At 71.9% G+C, this 20,829-nt stretch carries 17 protein-coding genes; 6 read left to right on the forward strand and 11 right to left on the reverse strand.

Annotated features, from left to right (window positions below; genetic code table 11):
- Window positions 1–269: 269 nt before the first annotated feature.
- From LIV37_RS31230 to LIV37_RS31245, 4 genes are read right to left on the reverse strand one after another with little or no spacing between them, the layout of a single operon-like run.
- Entirely contained in the window at window positions 270–1,652 is a 1,383-nt protein-coding gene (locus LIV37_RS31230; protein WP_243146272.1) for an AAA family ATPase, read from the reverse strand.
- Window positions 1,652–3,367, reverse strand: a complete 1,716-nt coding sequence (locus LIV37_RS31235) for a hypothetical protein (RefSeq protein ID WP_020871078.1) — start codon at window positions 3,365–3,367, stop codon at window positions 1,652–1,654. The genes LIV37_RS31230 and LIV37_RS31235 overlap by 1 nt, the downstream gene beginning before the upstream one ends.
- Window positions 3,358–4,518: a hypothetical protein gene (locus LIV37_RS31240; protein WP_121825161.1), complete on the reverse strand. Its 1,161-nt coding sequence runs from the start codon at window positions 4,516–4,518 to the stop codon at window positions 3,358–3,360. The genes LIV37_RS31235 and LIV37_RS31240 overlap by 10 nt, the downstream gene beginning before the upstream one ends.
- 31 nt (window positions 4,519–4,549) lie before the next feature.
- Entirely contained in the window at window positions 4,550–5,575 is a 1,026-nt protein-coding gene (locus LIV37_RS31245; RefSeq protein ID WP_121824298.1) for a phosphatase PAP2 family protein, read from the reverse strand.
- Window positions 5,576–5,884: 309 nt separating this feature from the next.
- On the opposite strand from LIV37_RS31245, the gene LIV37_RS31250 reads away from it, so the two are divergent.
- On the forward strand, window positions 5,885–6,478 hold the full coding sequence (locus tag LIV37_RS31250) for a histidine phosphatase family protein (RefSeq protein WP_020871081.1): 594 nt from the start codon (window positions 5,885–5,887) through the stop codon (window positions 6,476–6,478).
- A gap of 62 nt (window positions 6,479–6,540) precedes the next feature.
- Here LIV37_RS31250 and LIV37_RS31255 read toward each other — a convergent pair whose 3' ends face one another.
- A complete protein-coding gene (locus tag LIV37_RS31255) occupies window positions 6,541–7,995 on the reverse strand; it encodes an NsdA family TPR-like regulatory protein (RefSeq protein WP_020871082.1) in 1,455 nt (484 codons plus the stop codon).
- 204 nt (window positions 7,996–8,199) lie between these two features.
- Here LIV37_RS31255 and LIV37_RS31260 point away from each other — a divergent pair, with 204 nt between their 5' ends.
- On the forward strand, window positions 8,200–8,799 hold the full coding sequence (locus LIV37_RS31260) for a hypothetical protein (RefSeq protein WP_243146130.1): 600 nt from the start codon (window positions 8,200–8,202) through the stop codon (window positions 8,797–8,799).
- A 40-nt stretch (window positions 8,800–8,839) separates the two neighbouring features.
- The gene (locus LIV37_RS31265) at window positions 8,840–9,730 is read left to right on the forward strand and encodes a spermidine synthase (protein ID WP_121825160.1); all 891 of its coding nucleotides are present in this window, start codon (window positions 8,840–8,842) and stop codon (window positions 9,728–9,730) included.
- Between the two features lie 85 nt (window positions 9,731–9,815).
- Here the strand turns inward: LIV37_RS31265 and LIV37_RS31270 are convergent, their stop codons facing one another.
- Window positions 9,816–10,400 (reverse strand): hypothetical protein, encoded by a 585-nt coding sequence (locus LIV37_RS31270; protein WP_121824297.1) that lies wholly within the window; start codon window positions 10,398–10,400, stop codon window positions 9,816–9,818.
- A 42-nt stretch (window positions 10,401–10,442) separates the two neighbouring features.
- Between LIV37_RS31270 and LIV37_RS31275 the strand changes: the two genes are divergently transcribed.
- The 3 genes from LIV37_RS31275 to LIV37_RS31285 all read left to right on the forward strand — a co-directional run bounded on the left by LIV37_RS31275 (window position 10,443) and on the right by LIV37_RS31285 (window position 13,739).
- Window positions 10,443–11,156 carry a response regulator transcription factor gene (locus tag LIV37_RS31275; protein ID WP_020871086.1) on the forward strand — a complete coding sequence of 238 codons (714 nt, stop codon included), beginning with the start codon at window positions 10,443–10,445 and terminating at the stop codon, window positions 11,154–11,156.
- Entirely contained in the window at window positions 11,153–12,547 is a 1,395-nt protein-coding gene (locus LIV37_RS31280) for a sensor histidine kinase (protein ID WP_020871087.1), read from the forward strand. The genes LIV37_RS31275 and LIV37_RS31280 overlap by 4 nt, the downstream gene beginning before the upstream one ends.
- 139 nt (window positions 12,548–12,686) lie before the next feature.
- Window positions 12,687–13,739 (forward strand): chitinase, encoded by a 1,053-nt coding sequence (locus tag LIV37_RS31285; protein ID WP_121824295.1) that lies wholly within the window; start codon window positions 12,687–12,689, stop codon window positions 13,737–13,739.
- Between the two features lie 184 nt (window positions 13,740–13,923).
- Here LIV37_RS31285 and qcrB read toward each other — a convergent pair whose 3' ends face one another.
- The 5 genes from qcrB to LIV37_RS31310 form a co-directional block, all read right to left on the reverse strand.
- Window positions 13,924–15,615, reverse strand: a complete 1,692-nt coding sequence (gene qcrB / locus LIV37_RS31290) for a cytochrome bc1 complex cytochrome b subunit (RefSeq protein WP_020871088.1) — start codon at window positions 15,613–15,615, stop codon at window positions 13,924–13,926.
- 180 nt (window positions 15,616–15,795) lie between these two features.
- Window positions 15,796–17,202, reverse strand: coding sequence for a GH1 family beta-glucosidase (locus tag LIV37_RS31295; RefSeq protein ID WP_020871089.1), 1,407 nt, complete (start codon window positions 17,200–17,202; stop codon window positions 15,796–15,798).
- A gap of 69 nt (window positions 17,203–17,271) precedes the next feature.
- Complete coding sequence (locus LIV37_RS31300; protein ID WP_020871090.1) at window positions 17,272–18,186, reverse strand: carbohydrate ABC transporter permease; 915 nt, start codon at window positions 18,184–18,186, stop codon at window positions 17,272–17,274.
- Between the two features lie 17 nt (window positions 18,187–18,203).
- On the reverse strand, window positions 18,204–19,229 hold the full coding sequence (locus LIV37_RS31305; protein WP_121824294.1) for a carbohydrate ABC transporter permease: 1,026 nt from the start codon (window positions 19,227–19,229) through the stop codon (window positions 18,204–18,206).
- Window positions 19,230–19,236: 7 nt separating this feature from the next.
- Entirely contained in the window at window positions 19,237–20,571 is a 1,335-nt protein-coding gene (locus tag LIV37_RS31310; protein WP_121824293.1) for an ABC transporter substrate-binding protein, read from the reverse strand.
- Window positions 20,572–20,829: the final 258 nt, after the last annotated feature.

Genomic DNA, 20,829 nt, shown 5'->3' on the forward strand with positions numbered 1-20,829 from the left:
CTCCTGGCTCGTGAGACACGTACGGTTCGCGGGTCTTGTCGTCTCCATTGTCGCGCGTAGGGCAAGGGCACCCCCGCCGTACGCCGCCGACCTGGGGTCTCTCCCCACCCCACCGTCCCCTGAACCCTGGCCGCACCTCTCACCCCGGTGACGCACCGTACGGCCACCGGGAACGCGCCGCCCTTACGGCCCTCGGCGACAGGCTCCTACGGCCGCCCGAGCCACGCCCGCACGCCCATACAGCCGCCCGAGCCACGCTCATCACGCCCTTACGGCCGCCATGCCACCCGGTGCTCCGACAGGTGCGCCAGCACCGCGTGATTGGCCTCCCAGCCGTCCGGGAACTTCACCGTGACGCCCAGCTGCACCGGCTCCGTGGAGGGATGCTCGTCCAGCAGTTCGGCCACCCCCGCCCGGCACACCACCACACACGCCTGCCGGTGCCGCGACGCCAGCACGCACAGCCGCCCCGTCTCCAGGTGGAAGGCCGTGGCGTCCGGCCGCCCCGACAGCGGGTGGAGCACGACCGTGACGTCGAACTCACGCCCTTGGAGGCGATTGGCGGTGTCGACGGTGACGCCGGAGACCCCGAGCCCCGCCAGCGCCGCCCGGACCGCCGCCGCCTGGTCCCGGTGCGCCGTGCCCACCGCGATCCGGTCCGCGGCGACCGGTTGCGGCTCGTCGGACCGCTCGCTGACCGCCACCGCGCCCCGGTCCAGCAGCCGCCGCACCACCTGGGCCACGGCCGCCACCGCCTCCGGGTCGGTGCGCGGGGTGCGCCGGGCGGGCAGCTCCAGCAGCCCCCAGCCGGACTCGGCGGCCTCGTCCAGCACCCGGTCGGGCCCCGAGCCGTCGGAGGCCACCCCGAAGCTCAGCCGCCGCTCGCCGTGGCCGGTGCCGCTGCGGAAGGGCGTGTACGGGTAGAACGCGTGCGAGACCAGCGGCGCGGCCGTGGCCGGGAGCCGCCAGGAGACCGGCAGCCGGTGCTGCGGAAGCCGCGGATTGTGGGCGAGCAGGGTGGTGACCGCGCTCGCCGACGGGTCGTACGAAAGCCCCGCCCACTGGTCGGCGCCCACCACGCTGAACGGGTCCAGCTGCCCGGGGTCGCCCACGAACAGCGCCCGCTCGAACAGCCCGGCGACCGCAAGCAGCGCGTCGGAGCGCATCTGGTACGCCTCGTCCACGATCGCGTGCCGCCACGGCTCGACGTTTTTGACGTGCGCCCACTTCGCGGCCGTGGAGACCACGATGTCGAGCCCGGCGAGGTCGGCGATCTTCGCGGAGGCGCGGACCGACTCATGACCGTCGAGCACCGGGTCGTACGGATGCGGATCGCTGCTGTGCAGCCGCCCCACCGGGAGGTCGGGGTCCGCCGTGGCCAGCCGGTCCACCAGGTCGTCCACCTGGGCGTTGGTCTGCGCGACCACCATCAGCGGCCGTCCGGCGGCGGCCAGCTCCCGCGCCGCCCGCACCACCAGCGTCGACTTGCCCGCACCGGGCGGGGAGTCCACGACGACGCCGCGGTCCGCTCCGTGCAGCGTGTCGTGCAGGATCGCCTCGGTGGCGCGCGCCGCGGCGGCCGACGGGTCGAACGGCTCGTCCGCGCGGGCACGGCCCGGGTGGGCAGCGGCGGCGGCCGGGTCCGCGCCGATCACAGATAGTCCTCCTCGGTCATCGGGTCGGGCTGGGGGCCCTGGACCGGGGCGGCGGCGTCCGGCGGGCCGCCGTGGGTCCATGGGGTGCTATCTGCGTCGGGCAGCTCGGGGCCGCCGCGCGGGGCGTGCTCGAACAGCGTCCAGCACACCCGGTCGCCCTTCTCGGGCACCGTGCCCGGCTCGGGCTGCTTGCCCCGGCCCATTCCGCCGGTCAGCCGCACCACCAGCGCGCGGCCCTGGCCGTCCGCGTCGTCCGGGGCGTCCGCGTCGCCTGGGCCGTCCGCGTCGCCCTGGCCCTTCGCGTCGCCCTGGCCCTCCACGGCAGCGGCTCCGTCGGCCCCGTCGGCCCCGTCGGCACCATCCACGTTCGCGAGACCCGCGAACTCCCCGCTCTGTGCCCTGCCGTCGGCCGTGACCCGGTGCAGCTTGACCCGCTCGGCCAGGTGCGGACGGTCCTCGGTGCGGATCGTGACCAGCGGGCGCGGGCGCGGCACCTTCGCGTCCGACCAGGCCATCTCCACATCGATCACCTCGCCCGCGAACGCCTCACCGGCCAGCCGCCGCCCCGCCATGACCAGCGGATCGTCCAGTGCCTCATGGGCGTCCAGCTGGGCCTGCGCGGTCTCGCGCGCGGCGAGCTTCTGCGCCGCCGTCACCGCGTCGTCCAGCTTGGGCTGCGGCGGCTCCCCGGCCCGGACCCGGTCCCGGTGGCCGGTGTAGGACCAGCGGTCCCGCTTCCAGCGGTCGGCCACCCGCGCGCCCTCCGGGAGGGCGCGCAGCAGATCCACTCCGCGCCACAGCGCGTCCCAGGTGGGCCGCAGCTGTGACTCGATCAGCCCGCGCAGCTCCGCCTCGGCGAGCCGCAGCCGCGCCGCGCCCCCGGCCACGCCCTGTGACGCCTCGGCACGGGCCGCGTCGTAGCGGGACATCGCCGGGGCCAGCAGCTTGTTGTCGAAGGCGGGGTCGGTGGCCGGGCCCGCGGGCGGGCAGCGCAGCCGACTGTCCCCGTCCCGCTCCGACTCCGCCCGCAGCGCCGCTTCCGCGCCCGGTACGCCCTCCGGCGGGTCGATCCAGGCCAGCAGCGAGCCCAGGTGCTGATCCTCCAGGTTGCTCTGCCCGGTCGCCCAGTGACGGCTCAGCAGCTCGGTGAGCGACAGCAGCAGACAGGAGCCGGGCACTCGCGCCCGCTCCCCGTAGTGGGTCAGCCACCGCCCCAGCAGCGGTACCCGCGCGGGTGCCGGGAAGGGCGTCTCCGGGTCCTGCTCGGCGGTCCGCCGGAACCGCATAGACCGGCCCAGCAGCCGGACGAACGCCACGCCCGCGGCGCTGGGCACCAGCAGCTGCGGCGCGTCCGCGCAGAGCTCGACCTGGACCGGCACCTTCTTACCGGTCTCCGGATCGGTCTCCTTGCGCTCCTCCAGCTCGACCTCGTCCCCGTACGAGTCCAGATACGGCTGGATCTCCTCGGCGAGCTCGGCGAGGAACGCGAACCTCAGGTCGCGGTCGCGTGGCTGGGCCACGATCAGCAGCCGCGGCGCGTCCCGGTCGGTGCCCACCAGTGCCCCGAGCGGCGCCCCCGCCTCACCCGCGGTGGTGAGCGGGACGAACGCCAGCGGGCGCTCCGACAGATGGCGGTGGCGCACGGTGGTCAGGGGCTGGGCCCGCCCCTCCCGGACCGCCTCCATCCGGGCCAGGGTGGTGATCAGCGACATGCCACCGCCTCGGGGCGGGACGCGAGCGCCTCGGCGCGCAGGGCCGCCGCGCGGCGCAGGGCGTCCACGGCGGGGTCGCCGGTGGGCGTTTCGTCGGCGGCAGCGTTCATGGCGGCCGTAAGGACGGCGTCCACGGTGGTGAGCCCGCCCAGCTCGCCCCGGACGCCACGGCCCAGCGCCTCGACCTGTCCCGCCGCGCGGGACCGCGTCCGGCAGTGGGCGGCCAGCTCACAGGTGGACAGGCACTCCGGCGCGTACGCCGCGTCGACCGCGTCCACGGCGGCCGTGAGCTCCCCGACCGGCCGGGTCGGGATCCGGCCGTCGTCGGTGAGCCGGAGGTCGAAGGTGGTGCCCTCGGGGAGGGCGGCGGCGATCTCCTCGATCCGGATCAGCCGGTCCAGCTGCCGCCGGGTGACCGCCAGCTGCTTGCGCACATCGACCAGTTCGGCGGTCGGCAGGTTGGAGAAGTCCTTGGGGCACACGAGCAGCACCTGATGCCGCACCCGGGCCCGTACGGGAGCGCGGTCCGCCCTGTTCGCCGCCTCCACCGCCTCCGCCGCGTCGCCGCCCTCCGCCGGCTCGCGGATCATCGACGCCACCCGCTCCAGCGCCAGCGTGTAGACCGCCGACTGCCGGGCGGCCGCGCCCACCTTGGCCGGGTCGGCGGAGCCGTCCACCATGGGGAAGGACTTGATCTCGATGACCGTCCACGACCCGTCGGGGTGGACCACGACCGCGTCCGGCTCCAGGAAGGCGGGCGAGCCCGCGACGTCCAGGCTCACCATCGGATGGTCCAGCAGCGCCCAGCGCCCCGCCTCCGTGGCCTCCCGCAGCGCGAGCGCCGTACGGGCGGTGCGGCCCTGCGGTCCGGGCGCGGTCAGATCGGGGGTCGCGACGGCGCCGGGGCCGGGCGGCTCCGAGCCGTCGCGCAGCCGCTCGTGCAGCAGCCGGACCAGGTCCGCGCCGCCGTCGGCCTTTACCCGGGCCTCGAAGGAGTTACCGCGCTGATGCGCGAACTGCGACTGACCGAAGTTCGCGGGAGCCCCCAGGGCCTGCGCCAGCGCGCCCTTGTCGACCCCGGCCCCGTCCAGCAGCGCGCGGCGGCGGCAGCCCGGGTTGGCGGCCAGCGCCGCCAGCGCTCGGGCGTCCATCGGACGGGGAGCGGTGGCCGGGCCGCGCAGCTCAGCGAGCCGCTGCCGGAGCCCCGTCGCCTGCCGTGGAGGCCGCGCCGTCCGTGGCCGGGCCGCCCCGGCCGCCGGCACCGGCACCGGCTCCCCGGCCGCCGTCGTCCGCGGCACCCTCGGTGCGTTGCCTGTCCGCGCCCCTGCCCTGCTGTCGGGGGATCCGTTCCCGTTCACGCGCCGAAGTCTCGCACTTGTCACCGACATTCGCGGGCACAGCCGCGTTTCGGGAGGCGACGGGGGCCTCCTGGGCGGGGCGCAGGCGGCTGCGCAGGGCCTCCGTGAGCCGCAGCGCCGGGCCCGCCAGCAGCGCCCCGAGCCCCATGGTGACGACGCCGGCGGCCGCGTCCAGGAAGTAGTGGTTGGCGGTGCCCATCACCACGAGTGCGATCACCAGCGGATAGCCGACCGCGCCGACCTTGGCCCACACCGAGCGCCCGTGCCGCCACAGGGCGACGCCGCACCACAGCGCCCATCCCACATGGAGGCTGGGCATCGCCGCGTACTGGTTGGTCAGCCCGCCGAGCCCGCGCGGTGCGCTGGCGTCGCCGCCCCACCAGCCGTACGAGCCGTACTGCGCCATGGTGTCCACGAAGCCGTGGCTCGCGTCCAGGAGCCGTGGCGGGCACGTCGGCAGCAGCGTGAAGCCGATGAGCCCGATGACGGTGGAGACCAGCAGCCAGGTGCGCAGAAAGCGGTAGTCCGACGCCTTACGGCGCTTCCACAGCCACATCAGGATGGCCGGGGTGAGGACGTAGTGCAGCGAGGCGTAGGCGAAGTCCGCAGGTATGCCTATGACCGCGTGGGTCGTGAAGAGGTCGTTCAGCGGCGACTCGAAGTCGATGTTCAGACGCTGTTCGAAATGGAGGATCGCCAGACCGTGATCGACGGCGGTGGACACATCGCCGCGGGCCAGGAGCCGACCGGCCGAGTACGCGGCGTACACCACCGCTATGAGCGGCAGTTCGGTCCACCAACGGGGCCGACTGCCCTGTGCTGCTCCGGCACGGGGCACGGTATAGGGCATTCGGACGCTCTCCAAAGTTCAGCCGGCCAGGAAAAGGCGCGCGGTCAACCGTACGGTGTAGGCGAAGCGACCTACGCACCGCCCCCATCCGCGAGCGCGTCCACTGTCGGGACCCCCTGGCGGACTCGCGCGCAGCCTGGAAGACGCCAGGAGTGACCCGGAGGTTGCCTGCCGATCATGTGCGCGATGATGGAGGGATGGTGATCGGCCATGTGCCGGTCCTGTGATGTGCACGAAACCGCAGGCAGCGACGTGTAACGGCGCACGGCGGCGCGGCGGTGCGGATCCGGTGAAAGAAGGCACTGCCCCATGGCCCCACGCATCCTCCTGGCCCGGCACGGACAGACGCGGTGGTCGCTGACCGGGAAGCACACCGGCCGTACGGACATCCCGCTGCTGGACGAGGGGCGGCGCGGCGCCGAACTGCTCGGCGAGCGGCTGCGCCACGGCCCCTGGGCGGGCCTCCCGGACGTCGAGGTGCGCACCAGCCCGCTGGCGCGGGCGAAGGAGACCTGCGCGCTGGCGGGCTTCGGCGACCGGGCGCGGGAGTGGGACGCGCTCCTGGAGTGGGACTACGGCGCGTACGAGGGGATGACCCCCGCCGAGATCAAGGCCATCCGGCCGGACTGGCTCATCTGGCGCGACGGGGTGCCCGAGGGCGAGTCGATCGCCTCGATCGAGGCGCGGGCCGACGAGGTCGTGGAGTGGGCGCGCTCGGCCGACCGCGATGTGCTGGTCTTCGCGCACGGCCACATCCTGCGGACGCTGGGCGCCCGTTGGCTCGGTCATGACGCCTCCTTCGCCGCCCGTATCCGGCTCGATCCCACGTCCCTGTCGGTGCTCGGCTGGGCGTACGGCGAGCCCGCCATCGAGCGCTGGAACGACACCGGTCATCTCGACTGAACCGGCCATTCGACTGAACCGGCCATTGAACCGGCCATCCCGATCGAGTGGCCGAACCGGCGTCAGACCGGGCTGGTGAGGCCGGCCGGTTCGGGACGCGCGCCCTGCTCGGGACGGGCGGCGGCCTCGGGACGGGCGGCGGCCGTCTCATAGCGGGCGAGGAAGTCCGCGACCGCCGCATCGCGACCGTAAGGACGAAGTATCCGGGCCGTGTCGTCGAGCATCCGGCGGATCCGCGACGACTTCACCTGGTCCAGCAGGCCGAGCGCCCGGCCGGCCGAGGCGGCGGCCGCGTCCGGCGCGCCGCCCGCCACCAGATCGCTCGCCAGCTCCGTGGTGAAGAGCGCGATGTTGCGGGTGAAGTGGGGGTTCTGGAGGGCGACCGCGCGCCGCGCGTGCTCCACGGCGCGCTTCCAGTCGCCGAGCGCCGACCAGCACTGTGCCTCCAGCCCCTCCAGTTCGGCCTCCCCGAAGAAGCTCATCCACTCGGGGTCGGCGTCGCAGGGGCCGCGCTCGAACAGGGTCCGGGCGCGCAGCAGCGCCCGCTCACAGCCACCCCGGTCGGTCAGCCAGGCGAGCCCCCCGGCCTCGCGCAGCGCGAGCAGCGACAGCAGCCGTGGCGAGGCGAGCCGCTCGGCGACCCGCTGGGCCGCCTGCGCCGCCCTCACGGCCTCGCGGGGGTGTCCGGCGTCGCGGGCGAGGAAGGCGGTGTTGCAGAACGCGTGCGCCTCCAGGGCGGCGTCGCCGGAGACCCGCGCGGTGGCCAGGGCCTCGGCGTAGTGGGACCGCGCGTCGGACAGCCGCCCGGAGTCATGGGCCAGCCAGCCCACCGAGATGGCCAGTTCGCCCGCGCCCGCGAAGAGCCGCTCGGCGATGGAGCGGCTGTAGCCGCCCGCGTCGAGCAGCGCGTAGGCGGCGCTCAGCGGTTTGGCGGTGTGCGCGTAGAGGGGGTCGGCGCCGTGCCGGTCGTCCAGCACCCGGATCCGCCGTACCGCCTCCTCCACGGCGGCGGCCTCGGCCTCGCCCACCCGCCGTTCCGTCCGCCGGGGCGGCGTCCCGGCCCGGGGCGCGGCGGCCACGGCGGCGGCCGCCGCCCCACCGGCCATGAACGAGCGGCGCAGCAGTTCGCTCTCCTCGAAGACGTCGACGGGCCCCTTGCCCTGGGGTGCGCAGGGCCCGGGGCGCGGGCCGGGTAAGGGGACGGGCACGGGGACGGGAGGGCCCATGGGGCCGCGCGCCTGGTGGCCGCGCACCGACTCACGGGAGGCGAAGCCGAGATCCGTAAGGGTGCGGCCGGGGAACATATGGCGGAAGACCCGCTCGTACGCGTAGTTGGGGCAGCGGATCGCCCCCGATTCGACACGGCCGATATAGCGGGCGTCGCAGGAGACCTGCTCGCCGATCTCACGGGCGGCGCGGCGCACGGACGCCGCGAACTCGGAGGGCGAGAGCTGTCCGCGCAGTCGGCGGAACGCGGTGTTCGGCCGGGGTGGCGGGGGCTCTGGAAGCGGCGTCATCTGAGCCTCTCCCTTGGTGATGCCAGGTGGGCGGGGGAGAACCGTACCGGCTGTGAGATCCACGACACTCGGAGATTTCCGGCAAATGTGGCGTCTCGTCCACGATCTGCCATGAACTGCCATCCTTTACGGCGGCATTCGGCCGTAGCCGTTGACACCGCCGCGCGTTGAACCAGGTGCTACCCGATGAAGAGGGAGGCCGGAGTGGATACCAGCCGCTCACGGACGACTGCCCAGCACCCCCAGCGCCAGGACTGCGATCTCGTCACCGTGCCCGCCCGCCAGGGGCTGGAGGCGGTGGACATCATGCGTCGTGCGTGCGACGGCCTCGGTCCCGTCCTGCACGACAACGCCTGCGACACCCTCGGCTTCCTGGTCCCGCCCGGCACGGCGGACGGCTGGGACCTGCCGGGCTCGGCGTGCACCCAGACATCCGGACGTGGGATCCGGATAAATATCGACTCTGGCACCGGCACCGGCACCGGCACCTCCGCCGAGGCCGGAGACACCCGAACCGGAGACTCCGCGTTCGGGGACCCCCCGTCCGGAGACACCGCGTCCGGAGACTCCGCGTCCGGAGACTCCGCGTCCGGAGACTCCGCGTCCGGAGACAGTGAATCCGGGGGCAGTGAATCCGGAGACAGCGCGTCCGGTGCGGCCGGGAACGAGGCCCCGCCGGGCATCGGCACCGGCTGGCTGGTGCCGCCCGACGCGGCGTACACGGTCGCCACCGACCCCGCCGAGCTCCGGGCGGCGCTCGGTGAGGCGGCCCGCACGATCGAGGCCGTCGACCGCTGCCAGTGAGTCCCGGGGGCTGTCAGTGGTCGGCCCCATACTGGGACACATGGCGAAAGGCACGAACAAGCGAGCCGCGCGCGGGCGCGGAGCGGCGCGGGGACGCAGCCCCGAGCCGGTCACCGCATCCGTCGACGGGGGGCTCGCCGAGCTCGTGCCGGACCGGGACCGGCCGCGCGGCTGGACGCTGCTGCTCGACGGCAAGCCGCAGTCGCATGTGGACCTCGACGACCCCGCGTATCTCGACTTCGAGTACCAGCGCAGATTCGGCCATGTCGCCGATCTCGCCGCCCCTCCCGGCCGCCCGCTGCGCGCGGTCCATCTGGGCGGCGGCGCCTTCACCCTCGCCCGCTATATAGCGGCCGCCCGCCCCCGCTCCACCCAGCAGATCATCGAGATCGACGCCCCGCTCATCCAGTTCGTCCGGCGTGAGCTGCCGCTGGACCCCGGTGACCGGATACGGGTGCGCGGCGCCGATGCCCGGGCCGGGCTCGCCAAGGTGCCCGACGGCTGGGCGGATCTGATCATCGCGGATGTCTTCAGCGGGGCCCGTACGCCCGCCCATCTCACCAGCGCGGAGTTCCTCGCCGAGGTGCGCCGCGCCCTGCGCCCCGACGGGTGCTACGTCGCGAACCTCGCCGACGGCCCGCCGCTGGCCCATCTGAAGGCCCAGATCGCCACCGCCCGCACCGTGTTCGCCGAGGTGTGTCTGACCGCCGACCCCGCCCTGCTGCGCGGCCGCCGCTTCGGGAACGCCGTGCTGCTGGCCGCGGACCGCGAGTTGCCGCTGGCCGAGCTCACCCGCCGCGCCGCGGGCGATCCGCACCCCGCCCGGGTCGAACACGGCCGCGCGCTAGCGGACTTCACCGGTGGCGCGGCCCCGGTCACCGACGCGACCGCCGCCCCCTCCCCGGCCCCGCCGCCCGCCGTCTTCGCCTGACCGGAGGTCAGCACCGGAGGTCGGCACCGGAGGTCGGCACCGGAGGTCGGCACCGGAGGTCAGCAAGGGACCTCCCGCGAAGCGCTCAGTGCTCGTCGATGCGGACCTGGGGCGGGCCGTCGTGCCAGGTGCAGAAGATGGTGGTGGTGTCGGCCCCGGAGACGAAGTCCACCCGGATCCACTCGCTCTGCTTCCACACCTGCATCTGCCATCCGCCGTCCGGGGTCGCCGAGACCAGATCCGCCGACGCCGCCCGGATGTCGAAGACTGCCCGGCCGCCCTTGGCCGGATAGCTGCGCACCTCCCCGCTCTCCTCCGGCCGCGCAGGCTCCCGTCGGGACGGCGTCTGCGTCGGCTTCCGGGTGCGCCCGGCCGAACCGGACTCCTTGTCCTTGTCCCCCGCGGACCCCGCGGACCCCGCGTCCGTCCCGGGAGGCGAGGGCGAGGACGGCGAGGACGGTGAAGTGGCCGACGGCGAGGGTGGTTTGGGCCGATGCGTGGAGGAGGACCAGGCCCCGTTCGCCGACCCGGAGCCGTCCGTGATCGGCAGCGCGCGCGGCGGGTCGTAGGCCGTACCGGTCAGCACCGTCCGCACGCCGTACCACGACAGCGTGACCGCGGCGCCGGTCGCCAGCACCCAGGCCAGACATTGGACCAGACCTCTTTGCATCTTCCTCATCTTGCCTCACCCGAATGGCGTACGGTGCCGCTCATGGCAAGTGTGCTTGTGGTCGAGGACGACCAGTTCGTGCGCTCAGCCCTCATACGGCAGTTGACCGAGGCGTCCCATACCGTGCGCAGCGTCGGCACCGCCCTGGAGGCGTTGCGTGAGGTGGCGCAGATCGGGTTCGACGTCGTCATCCTGGACCTCGGCCTGCCCGACCTGGACGGGGCGGAGGCGCTCAAGATGCTGCGCGGCATCACCGATGTGCCGGTCATCGTGGCCACCGCCCGTGACGACGAGGGTGAGATCGTCCGGCTGCTCAACGACGGCGCCGACGACTACCTGGTCAAACCGTTCTCCGTGGCCCATCTCTCCGCCCGGATGACCGCCGTCCTGCGCCGTACGCGCGGGGGCGGGGCGGGCGAGCCGGGCGGCGCGGCGGCGCCCCCCGCGGTGCTCCGGGTCGGCGGGCTGGCCGTCGATCCGCTGCGCCGTCAGGCCCAGTTGGACGGGATGACGCTCGATCTGACCCGGCGGGAATTCGACCTGCTGGCCTATCTCGCCGGGCGGCCCGGCGTCGTGGTGCCGCGCCGGGAGCTCCTCGCCGAGGTCTGGCGGCAGGCGTACGGAGACGATCAGACCATAGACGTCCATCTGTCCTGGCTGCGCCGCAAGCTGGGCGAGACGGCCGCCCGGCCGCGCTATCTCCACACGCTGCGCGGGGTCGGGGTCAAACTGGAGCCCCCGGCGGAGCCCACGTGAGATGGGCTCTGGTCAAGGTCTGTCTGGCGGTCACGGCGATGGTCGTGGTCGCCTTCGCCGTACCGCTCGGACTCGTCGTCAAGGAGCTGGCCCGGGACCGGGCGTTCGCCGACGCCGAGCGGCAGGCCTCCACCATCGGCCCGGCGCTCGCCATCACCACCGAGCGGGCGCGGCTGCAGCGCGCGGTCGCCAGCACCCAGGCGGGCGGGGACGGCCGGATGGCGGTGCACGTCCCCGATGAGCCGGGGGAGCGGGGGAGCGGCTACGACCTGGGCAAGAGCCGTGCGCCCAAGGGTGAGCTGGCCACCGCGCGGCGGCTCGGCCGCGCCTCGGTGTCCGGCGCCCCCGGGGGCTATGCGCTGCTCCAGCCGACCGCGCTGAGCGGCGGTCAGGTCGCGGTCGTGGAGGTGTACGTCCCGCGGGGCGTGGTCACCAGCGGGGTCACCACGTCGTGGCTGGTGCTCGCGGGTGTCGGCCTCGCGCTGATCGTCGGCGCGGTGGCCATCGCCGACCGGCTCGGCACCCGGCTGGTGCGCCCCGCCGGGCGGCTCGCCGAGGCCGCCCACGACCTGGGCCGGGGCGAGCTCGGGGTGCGTGTCCCGGAGGACGGCCCGGCCGAACTCCGGGCGGCGGCCGCCGCGTTCAACTCCATGGCCGACCAAGTGGTCCAGCTCCTGGCCGGCGAGCGCGAGCTGGCCGCCGACCTCTCCCACCGGCTCCGCACCCCGCTCACCGTGCTGCGCCTCAACGCCGCCTCGCTGGGCGAGGGACCGGCGGCCGACCACACCCGCGCCGCCGTGGCCCAGTTGGAGGGCGAGGTCGACCAGATCATCCGCACCGCGCGCCAGCAGAAGACGCACACCCCATCCGGCTGTGACGCCTCCGAGGTGATCCGGGAGCGGATGGAGTTCTGGTCCGCGCTCGCCGAGGACGAAGACCGTACGGTGCGGCTGGCCGGGGTCGACCGCACCGTGCGGGTGCCGGTCGCCCGCCCCGAACTGGGCGCCGCGCTGGACGCCCTGCTCGGCAATGTCTTCCGGCACACGCCCGAGGGCACGGCGCTCGCGGTGGACGTCCACAACGGCGAGGACAGCGTGATCATCCTGGTCTCGGACGCGGGCCCCGGCATCGCCGACCCCGACGCGGCGCTCCGCCGGGGCCACGGCGACGGCGGCCCCGGCTCGACCGGGCTCGGCCTGGACATCGTGCGCCGGGTCGCGGAGTCCACGGGCGGCGATCTGCGGATCGGGCGGTCCGTGCTGGGCGGCACCGAGGTACGGGTGTGGCTCTCGCTGAACGGCGCCGGGTCCGCCGACCCGGGGCAGCGGCGGCGCGGCCGTAAGAAGAGGACCCGGGGCCGCGGCAGGGCCAAGGAGCCCGCGGAGCATTAATCGCCGCCGATGGGTTCCTTAAGGCAGCCATAAGATCCGTGGCCCGTGCACGGATCCTGCCGTTTGTCCGACTTCCCCTCGCTAGCGTGTCGCCCGCACCACCAACCCCCCACATCCGTACAGCGAAGGCAGGCACCTGATGAGCAGTACGCACCGTCGCAAGGCGAGCCGGACCACCAAGGTGATCGGCGCGACCGCCGCCGCCGTCGTGGCCGGTGGCACGGCGTTCGCGCTCAGCGGGGCGGCGAACGCGGGAACCGTCTCCGAGAAGCCCGCCGCCTCCGAGAAGCCCGCCGCGGCGGCGGGCGGCTTCGCCCCGTACATCGACACCTCGCTCTACCCCGCCTACGACATGGTGGGCACCGCCGACAAGACCGGCGTCAAGGAGTTCAACCTCGCCTTCATCACCTCCGGTGGCGGCTGTGCCCCCAAGTGGGGCGGCGGCACCGAGGTCGGTGACAACGAGGTGGCCAAGCAGACCGAAGCGCTGCGCGCGAAGGGCGGCGACGTCCGGGTCTCCTTCGGCGGCGCCTCCGGCTCCGAGCTGGGCCTGGTCTGCACCTCGGCGGACGAGCTCGCCGCGGCCTACGGCAAGGTCGTGGACGCCCTCAAGCTCACCAAGGTCGACTTCGACATCGAGGGCAGCGCGCTCCCGAACAAGGAGGCCAACACCCGCCGCGCCCAGGCGATAGCCAAGCTCCAGGAGCAGCACGCGGACCTGGATGTCTCCTTCACCCTGCCGGTGCTGCCGACCGGCCTCACCCAGGACGGTGTCGACCTCGTCGCCGACGCCAAGAAGAACGGCGTGAAGGTCTCCGCCGTCAACATCATGGCGATGGACTACGGCGCGTCCTTCGACGACGACATGGGCCAGTACGCGATCGACGCCGCCACCGCGACCCAGGGCCAGATCAAGGAGGCGCTCGGGCTGAGCGACGACGAGGCGTGGAAGGCCGTCGCGGTCACCCCGATGATCGGCGTCAATGACGTCAAGAACGAGATATTCAAGGTCGACGACGCCTCCCAGCTGGTGGAGTTCGCCAAGTCCAAGGGCCTGGCCTGGCTGTCGATGTGGTCCGCGACCCGCGACAAGCAGTGCCCCAGCCCGCAGGACACCGCGTCGCCGACCTGCAGCTCGATCGACCAGGAAGAGCTCGCGTTCACCAAGGCCTTCGGCGCCTTCAACGGCTGACGCCCACGGCAGCTGAGACGGCGTAGCCGTCGCACCGGCCCCACATCACCACCCCCCACGGAAACCCCCCACACGGCGGGGCGCGGACGGAATCCCCCACCCACCGCGCCCCGCCGTTTCCGTCGTCCCGGCGTCCTACGGGATGTCCGGCGGGGCCAGGCGTACGCGTACCGTCGGAGAACCCCTAGGGCCGCTGTGGTTCCTCCGCCCGCACCTCCTCCTCGCGCTCCCCGTGCTCCTCGTGCTCCGCCACCTGCTCCTTCGTGACCTTGGCGACCTGGCCGTCGCGACCGAAGTAGCTCCGGGACAGCGAGACCCGCAGCCGTTCCTTGAAGGAGAGCTTCCGGGCGACCCCGGCCTCGTCGACCGACGGCGGCAGCTCCAGCGGCAGATACTGCTCATACGCGGTCAGCGTGTACTTCTCCCCGGGTGAGAGCGGCTCGTGCACCTCGGCGTACTCGCCGTGCGGCAGCCGCTGGATGGTGCCGGTCTCGCGGCCGTGCAGCAGCTTCTGCCGGTCCCTGTGCTGGAGGCCGAGACAGATCCGCTTGGTGATCACGAAGACCACGACCGGTACCACGAAGAAGCCGATCCGGCAGGTCCAGGTGATCGCGTTGATCGACAGCTGGAAGTGGGTGGCGATGAGGTCATTGCCGCCGCCCGCCAGCAGCACCGCGTAGAGGGCGGCCCAGGCGGCGCCGAAGGCGGTGCGGGTCGGGGCGTTGCGCGGGCGCTCATTGAAATGGTGTTCGCGCCGGTCCCCGGTGATCCACGCCTCCAGGAACGGATAGAGCCAGATGACCAGCAGCACCGTGGGGAAGACCAGGAACGGGATCAGCACCCCGAGTACCAGGGTGTGGCCCCAGAGATTGATCTCCCAGCCCGGCATCAGCCGGATCAGCCCTTCGGAATAGCCCATGTACCAGTCGGGCTGGGCGTCGGTGGACACCTGGTCGGGCCGGTAGGGGCCGTAGGACCACACCGGATTGATCTGGGCGATGGCCGACATCAGGGTGGTGACGCCGAAGACCAGGAAGAAGAATCCGCCGGACTTGGCCACGTAGACCGGCCAAAAGGGCGGCCCCACGATATTCATGTTCTTCTTTCCGGGCCCCGGTTGATGGGTGTGCTTGTGGTACACGAGCAGGATCATATGGAGCGCCAGCAGCCCGAGCATGATGCCCGGAATGAGCAGCACATGCACGGTGAACAGCCGTGGCACGACCGCCGTTCCGGGGAATTGGCCGTCGAAGAAGAAGAACGACAGATAGGTGCCGACGATCGGGACGGACAGGATCGCGCCCTCCACGAAGCGCAGACCGGTGCCCGACAGCAGATCGTCGGGCAGCGAATAGCCCATGAAGCCGTCGAACATTCCGAGGATCAGCAGACCGGCGCCGGACAGCCAGTTGATCTCGCGCGGTTTGCGGAAGACGCCGTTGAAGAACGTCCGCATCATATGGACGATCATGCTGGCGATGAAGACGATCGCCGCCCAGTGGTGGACCTGCCGCATCAGCAGTCCGCCGCGCACATCGAAGCTGATGTCCAGCGTGGACGCGTACGCCTGCGACATGCGGATGCCGTTCAGGGGCGTCCACCGGCCGTCGTAGATCACCTCGTTCATCGCCGGTTTGAAGAACAGGGTCAGATAGACACCGGTCAGAATGATGATGACGAACGTATAGAGGGCGATCTCACCGATCAGAAAGGACCAGTGGTCGGGGAAGACCTTGCGCAAATTGGCCTTGGCCATCGTGAACAGGCCCACCCGGCCGTCGAACCAGCCGGCGAGGGCCTCGCCTTTTCCGGCGGGCGCGCGCCGACCGGATGGCTCATCGCGGAACCTCTGCCGGCGCTCCGGAAATGCTCTCATGTCTCAATGGGTTTACCAGGCATTCTCCACGGATGACGGCGCCCTTCCGCCGGGTGGATCAGGGCGTAACCCCTTTGAAGGAAGAACGCTCCGGCCGGCTTGCGCACCGGCGCCCGCCGCCATCGCCATCCGCGGCGCCGCCCGCCCCCCAGCGGGCGGCGCCGCGGACGCGGGCCCCGGTCAGGCCGCCGGAAGCTCTCCGGTGCGGGCCACCCGGGCGTACCAGCGGGCGCTCGACTTCGGTACCCGGGCCTGCGTCGGATAGTCGACGTAGACCGCGCCGAAGCGCTTGCTGTAGCCGTACGCCCATTCGAAGTTGTCCATCAGCGACCACAGGAAATAGCCGCGCAGATCGGCGCCGTCCGCGATGGCCTGGTGGGCCACGGCCAGATGGGCCTGGAGGTAGTCGATCCGCCGCGGGTCGTGGACCGCGCCCTCCGCGTCCGGCTTGTCGTCGAACGCGGCGCCGTTCTCGGTGATGTACAGCGGTACGCCCGGCGCCTCACGGCTGTAGCGCATCAGCAGGTCGTGCAGCCCGGTCGGGTCGATCGTCCAGCCCATCTCGGTGCGCTCGCCCGGGGTCTGGTGGAACGCCACCCCCTCCGAGCCCGGCCACGGGGAGTGGGCACTGGCGCCGTGGCCGTCGTGGCGGGCGGGCGAGCCGTCCTTGTCGGTGGCGGCTGATACCAATGACGGTGTGTAGTAATTGATGCCCAGCGCGTCCAGGGGGTGCTTGATGACGGCCAGATCGCCATCGCGGACGAACGACCAGTCGGTGATCGAGGCGGTGTCCTTGATCAGGTCGCTGGGGTACGCGCCGCGCAGCAGCGGCCCGGTGAAGACGCGATTGGCCAGCGCGTCGATACGGCGCGACGCGTCCAGATCCTCGGGCTTGTCGCTGAGCGGCCGGACCACGGCCGGATTGAGGCTGATGGCGAGCTGAGCGCGGGCGGGGAGCGCGGCGCGCAGCGCCTGGGCGCCGAGGCCATGGGCGAGGTTCAGATGGTGGGCGGCGCGCAGCGGCGCCAGCCGCTCGGTGCGGCCCGGGGCGTGCACCCCCGAGCCGTAGCCCAGGAAGGCGCTGCACCACGGCTCGTTGAGGGTGGTCCAGAACTCGACGCGGTCGCCCAGCGCCTCCGCCACGATGCCCGCGTACTCGGCGAACCGCTCGGCGGTCTCGCGCTCCGGCCACCCGCCCGCGTTCTCCAGCTCCTGGGGCAGGTCCCAGTGGTAGAGGGTGACCACCGGCTGGATGCCCGCGCCCAGCAGCTCGTCCACCAGCGAGCGGTAGAAGTCGAGCCCGCGCTGCACGGCCGGCCCCCGGCCGGTCGGCTGCACCCGTGACCAGGACACCGAGAAGCGGTACGCCCCCAGGTTCAGCTCCGCCATCAGCCGGACGTCCTCGCGGAAGCGGTGGTAGTGGTCGACCGCCACATCACCGGTGTCACCGGCGAGCACCCGGCCCGGGGTGTGGCTGAAGGTGTCCCAGATGGAGGGGGTGCGGCCGTCCTCCTGGGCGGCGCCCTCGACCTGATAGGCGGCCGAGGCCGCGCCCCACAGGAATCCGGGCGGAAAGGTAAGAGTCATGGAAGCGCTCCCATTCGAGGTCGTGGGGAGGGGGAAACGGGGAGGGAGGACGTAGTGGCGGCGGGCCGCTCAGCCCTTGACCGCGCCCTGCATGATGCCCCCCACAATCTGCTTGCCGAAGAGGACGAAGGCGATCAGCAGCGGCAGGGTGCCCAGCAGCGCCCCCGCCATGATCAGTGATTGATCCGGGGTGTACCCCCGGCTCAGACCGGTCAACGCCACCTGCATGGTCGGGTTGCCGTTCTGCGTGAGCGCGATGAACGGCCAGAAGAAGTCGTTCCACGATTGGACGAAGGTGAGCATTCCCAGTACCGCCATCGCCGGACGCGCCGCCGGGAAGACGACGTGCCAGATGATCCGCAGGCTGCTCGCGCCGTCCATCCGCGCCGCCTCGATCAGCTCGCTCGGCAGCGCCTGGGAGAGGTACTGCCGCATGAAGAAGACCCCGAAGGCGCTGACGAGTGTCGGCACGATGACCGCCTGGAGCTGGTCGGTCCACTCCAGCTTGGCCACCATCATGTACAGCGGCACGACGCTGAGCTGGGGCGGCACCATCATCGTCCCGATGGTGAGCATCAGCAGGATGTTCTTGAAGCGGAAGCGCAGCTTGGCGAAGGCGAAGCCCGCGACGGTCGAGAACAGCACGGTCGACGCCGCGACCGTGCCCGCCACCACCGTCGTGTTGAGCAGCGCGGTGCCCATGTTGGCGCCGTTCCACGCCTTGTCCAGGTTGTTGAAGAGGTTGCCGCCGAACCACAGGGGAGGGGGCGTCTGGGCCAGCCGGGTGTTGGTGCGGGAGGCGGCGACGGCGGTCCACACCAGCGGGAAGAGCGAGCCGATGGTGAACAGGATCAGCACGGCGTAGGTGATCTTGCCCCCGTGCAGCTGCCTGCCCGCTCGGCCGCGGCCCCTTCCGCCCCGCGGGGCGGTGGGCGGGGGAGCTGCCGGATCGAGTGTCCGCCGGGAAGAGACAGTGGCGCTCATGGTTCTCCTCGTCTCCCTCACTGGCTCTTTCGCAGCCGTCGCGCGAACAGCGCGTTGGCCGCGGCGATCAGCAGCAGGATCAGGAACATCGTCCAGGCGATGGCGGAGGCCCGGCCGAGGTGCAGGTTCACCCAGCCCTGCTCGTACATGTAGAGGCCGAGCGTCTGGTACTGGTGATCGGCGCCGCCGGTGGCCGTCCCCGCGGTGTTGAACAGCAGCGGCTCACCGAAGAGCTGGGTGGCCCCGATCGTGGAGACGACGACCGTGAAGAGGATGGTGGGCCGCAGCGACGGGACGGTGACATGCAGGAACTGCTTCCAGCGCGAGGCCCCGTCCAGCGCCGCCGACTCGTACAGATCGTTCGGCACGGCCTGCATGGCGGCCAGGTAGATCAGCGCGTTGTAACCGGTCCACCGCCAGATGACGATCGTGGAGACCGCGATCTGCGAGGTCCAGGTGCCGTTCTGCCAGTCGACGCCGTCCAGTCCGACCAGCCCCAGGGACCAGTTGACCATGCCGTAGTCATGCCCGAAGAGCAGCGCGAACACCAGCGTGGCGGCGGCGACGGAGGTGGCGTACGGGGTGAGGATCGCCACCCGGAAGAACATCGAGGCGCGCAGTCGGTAGTTGAGCAGATGCGCGATCCCGAGGGCCATCATCAGCTGGGGAACGGTGGAGATCACCCCGATGGTGAAGGTGTTCCGCAGCGCCTTCCAGAAGAACTCGTCCTCCCACAGCCGGGAGTAGTTGTGCCACCCGGCCCACTCCATATGGGTGGGGTTGGTGAGCTCCACTTGGTGCAGCGAGGCCCACCCCGTGTAGAGCAGGGGGAAGAGGCCGAAGGCGGCGAAGAAGACGAAGAAGGGGGCGACGAAGGCGTACGGGCTCCATCGCACGTCCAAGCGGTAGCGGCGGCTGCGCCGGTCGCGACGCCGCTGCTCGGCCGGGTCGGGCGCCGGCGCGGTCGCGGCGCGCGGGGCCGCGCCCCCCTGCCCTGCGGGGGGCGCGGCCGTATCAGGGGTAAAGCCGGAAGGTGCGGTCATGTCCGGGTCACTGGTCCAGCGCGTTGTCGTTCGTCTTGATCGCGGCCTTCCAGCCTTCGTCGGCGGACTTGCCCTGCTGCTCGACTTGGAGCAGGCCGACATCGGTGAAGTTCTGCTTGATGACGGCGTCCTTCGGGCCCAGGATCTGCGTCGGACTGTCCTTCGCGGCCTGGGAGAAGATCTTGCCGATGGGCGCGTTGTTGAAGTAGGGGAGCTTGGCGTCGGCCACCTGGGGAAGGCTGTACGCGGCCTGGGCGCTGGGGAAGCTCGCCTGCTTCTCGAAGAGCTTGGCCTGCTGCTCGGGCGCGGTCAGCCAGGTGGCGAGCTTGACCGCCTCGTCCTTGTTCTTCGCCGCCTGCGGCACGGAGAGGAAGGAGCCGCCCCAGTTGGCGGGCTGGGGGGCGGCCGCGACGTCCCACTTGCCCTTGTACTTGTCCCCGGCGTACTCCTTGATCTGGCCGAGCATCCAGGCCGGGCAGGAGACGGTGGCGAACTTTCCGTTGGCGAGCGCCTGCTGCCAGGGCTTGGTGAACTCCTGGAGCTTGGCGGAGAGTTTGGACGCGGACGCGTCGGTCGCCAGCTTCCACGCCTTCTTGACGGCCGGGCCGTCCTTGTAGATGGGCTTCCCGCTCTTGTCGTAGTAGACCTCCGAGCTGCCGGAGACCGCCGCGTTGAACAGTCCGCCGGCCGAGTCCAGGAACGCGGCTCCGCCCGGCGCCTTCTTCGCGTAGTCCTTGCCGGCGTCGAGGTACTTCTGCCAGTCGCCCGCCCAGAGCTCGGAGACCGCGTCACGGTCGGCCGGGAGCCCGGCCTGCTGGAAGAGGTCCTTGCGGTAGCAGATCGCCATCGGGCCCACGTCCGTGCCGAGGCCGATCGTCTTTCCGTCCTTGGCGGTGGCCTGCGCCCACTTCCAGTCGAGGAAGTTTTCTTTTTTGACGCCGTCCGCCTTCGAAAGATCAACGAACTTGTCGGCCTGGGTGGTGGTGACCTCATTGATGTTGCCCACCTCGACCGCCTGGATGTCGGCGAGCCCGCTGCCCGAGCCGAGATGGGTGAGCAGCTGCGGGTAGTAGTTCGAGGCCGGGTCGATCACATTCTCTTCGATCTTGATATCCGGGTGCAGCTTTGTGTACTCGTCATAGAGCCCGGCCTGTTTGAAACCCATGACGCCGTACGTGCCGACGGTCACGACCGTCTTGCCCTTGCTGTCGCCGCCGCCGGACGAGCCGGCGGATCCGTCGTCGCCGTCATCGGCGCAACCGCTGAGCAGCCCGGCTCCTAAAGCGGCGACGGCCGCGAGGACCACGGCTCTGCTGCGGTGACTACCAGTGTTCCTGCGCATTCCGTCCTCCTAGCGCCCGGCCCAACGGCTTCCGGCCAAAAAGTAGTGATACATGGCTCTTTGAGATGCATCGAGTCGGGTGGGCATCGTGCGGGTTGTGTATGGCTCAGGTACGGTGGGAGCGCTCCCAGCTGTGATGTGTTGAAGGGTCGCGGCTCCCCGCTGGGGTGTCAAGGGAGTGCGCGAAACAACTTCCCGAAACCACACTGCTGTTGAATGTCCACGCAGCCGCCCATTTGGGGGGTTGGAGCTGCTGGG

The sequence above is a fragment of the Streptomyces rapamycinicus NRRL 5491 genome, assembly GCF_024298965.1.
In the GTDB taxonomy this organism is placed as follows: domain Bacteria; phylum Actinomycetota; class Actinomycetes; order Streptomycetales; family Streptomycetaceae; genus Streptomyces; species Streptomyces rapamycinicus.

Excerpts from the sequence above, each read along its gene's own strand:
- LIV37_RS31275 (WP_020871086.1), top strand. The coding sequence starts at position 10,443 with ATGGCAAGTGTGCTTGTGGTCGAGGACGACCAGTTCGTGCGCTCAGCC.
- qcrB (WP_020871088.1), bottom strand. The coding sequence starts at position 15,615 with ATGAGAGCATTTCCGGAGCGCCGGCAGAGGTTCCGCGATGAGCCATCC.
- LIV37_RS31235 (WP_020871078.1), bottom strand. The coding sequence starts at position 3,367 with ATGTCGCTGATCACCACCCTGGCCCGGATGGAGGCGGTCCGGGAGGGG.
- LIV37_RS31300 (WP_020871090.1), bottom strand. The coding sequence starts at position 18,186 with ATGAGCGCCACTGTCTCTTCCCGGCGGACACTCGATCCGGCAGCTCCC.
- LIV37_RS31255 (WP_020871082.1), bottom strand. The coding sequence starts at position 7,995 with ATGACGCCGCTTCCAGAGCCCCCGCCACCCCGGCCGAACACCGCGTTC.
- LIV37_RS31265 (WP_121825160.1), top strand. The coding sequence starts at position 8,840 with ATGGCGAAAGGCACGAACAAGCGAGCCGCGCGCGGGCGCGGAGCGGCG.
- LIV37_RS31305 (WP_121824294.1), bottom strand. The coding sequence starts at position 19,229 with ATGACCGCACCTTCCGGCTTTACCCCTGATACGGCCGCGCCCCCCGCA.
- LIV37_RS31240 (WP_121825161.1), bottom strand. The coding sequence starts at position 4,518 with ATGGACGCCCGAGCGCTGGCGGCGCTGGCCGCCAACCCGGGCTGCCGC.
- LIV37_RS31250 (WP_020871081.1), top strand. The coding sequence starts at position 5,885 with ATGGCCCCACGCATCCTCCTGGCCCGGCACGGACAGACGCGGTGGTCG.
- LIV37_RS31285 (WP_121824295.1), top strand. The coding sequence starts at position 12,687 with ATGAGCAGTACGCACCGTCGCAAGGCGAGCCGGACCACCAAGGTGATC.
- LIV37_RS31245 (WP_121824298.1), bottom strand. The coding sequence starts at position 5,575 with ATGCCCTATACCGTGCCCCGTGCCGGAGCAGCACAGGGCAGTCGGCCC.
- LIV37_RS31310 (WP_121824293.1), bottom strand. The coding sequence starts at position 20,571 with ATGCGCAGGAACACTGGTAGTCACCGCAGCAGAGCCGTGGTCCTCGCG.
- LIV37_RS31295 (WP_020871089.1), bottom strand. The coding sequence starts at position 17,202 with ATGACTCTTACCTTTCCGCCCGGATTCCTGTGGGGCGCGGCCTCGGCC.
- LIV37_RS31270 (WP_121824297.1), bottom strand. The coding sequence starts at position 10,400 with ATGCAAAGAGGTCTGGTCCAATGTCTGGCCTGGGTGCTGGCGACCGGC.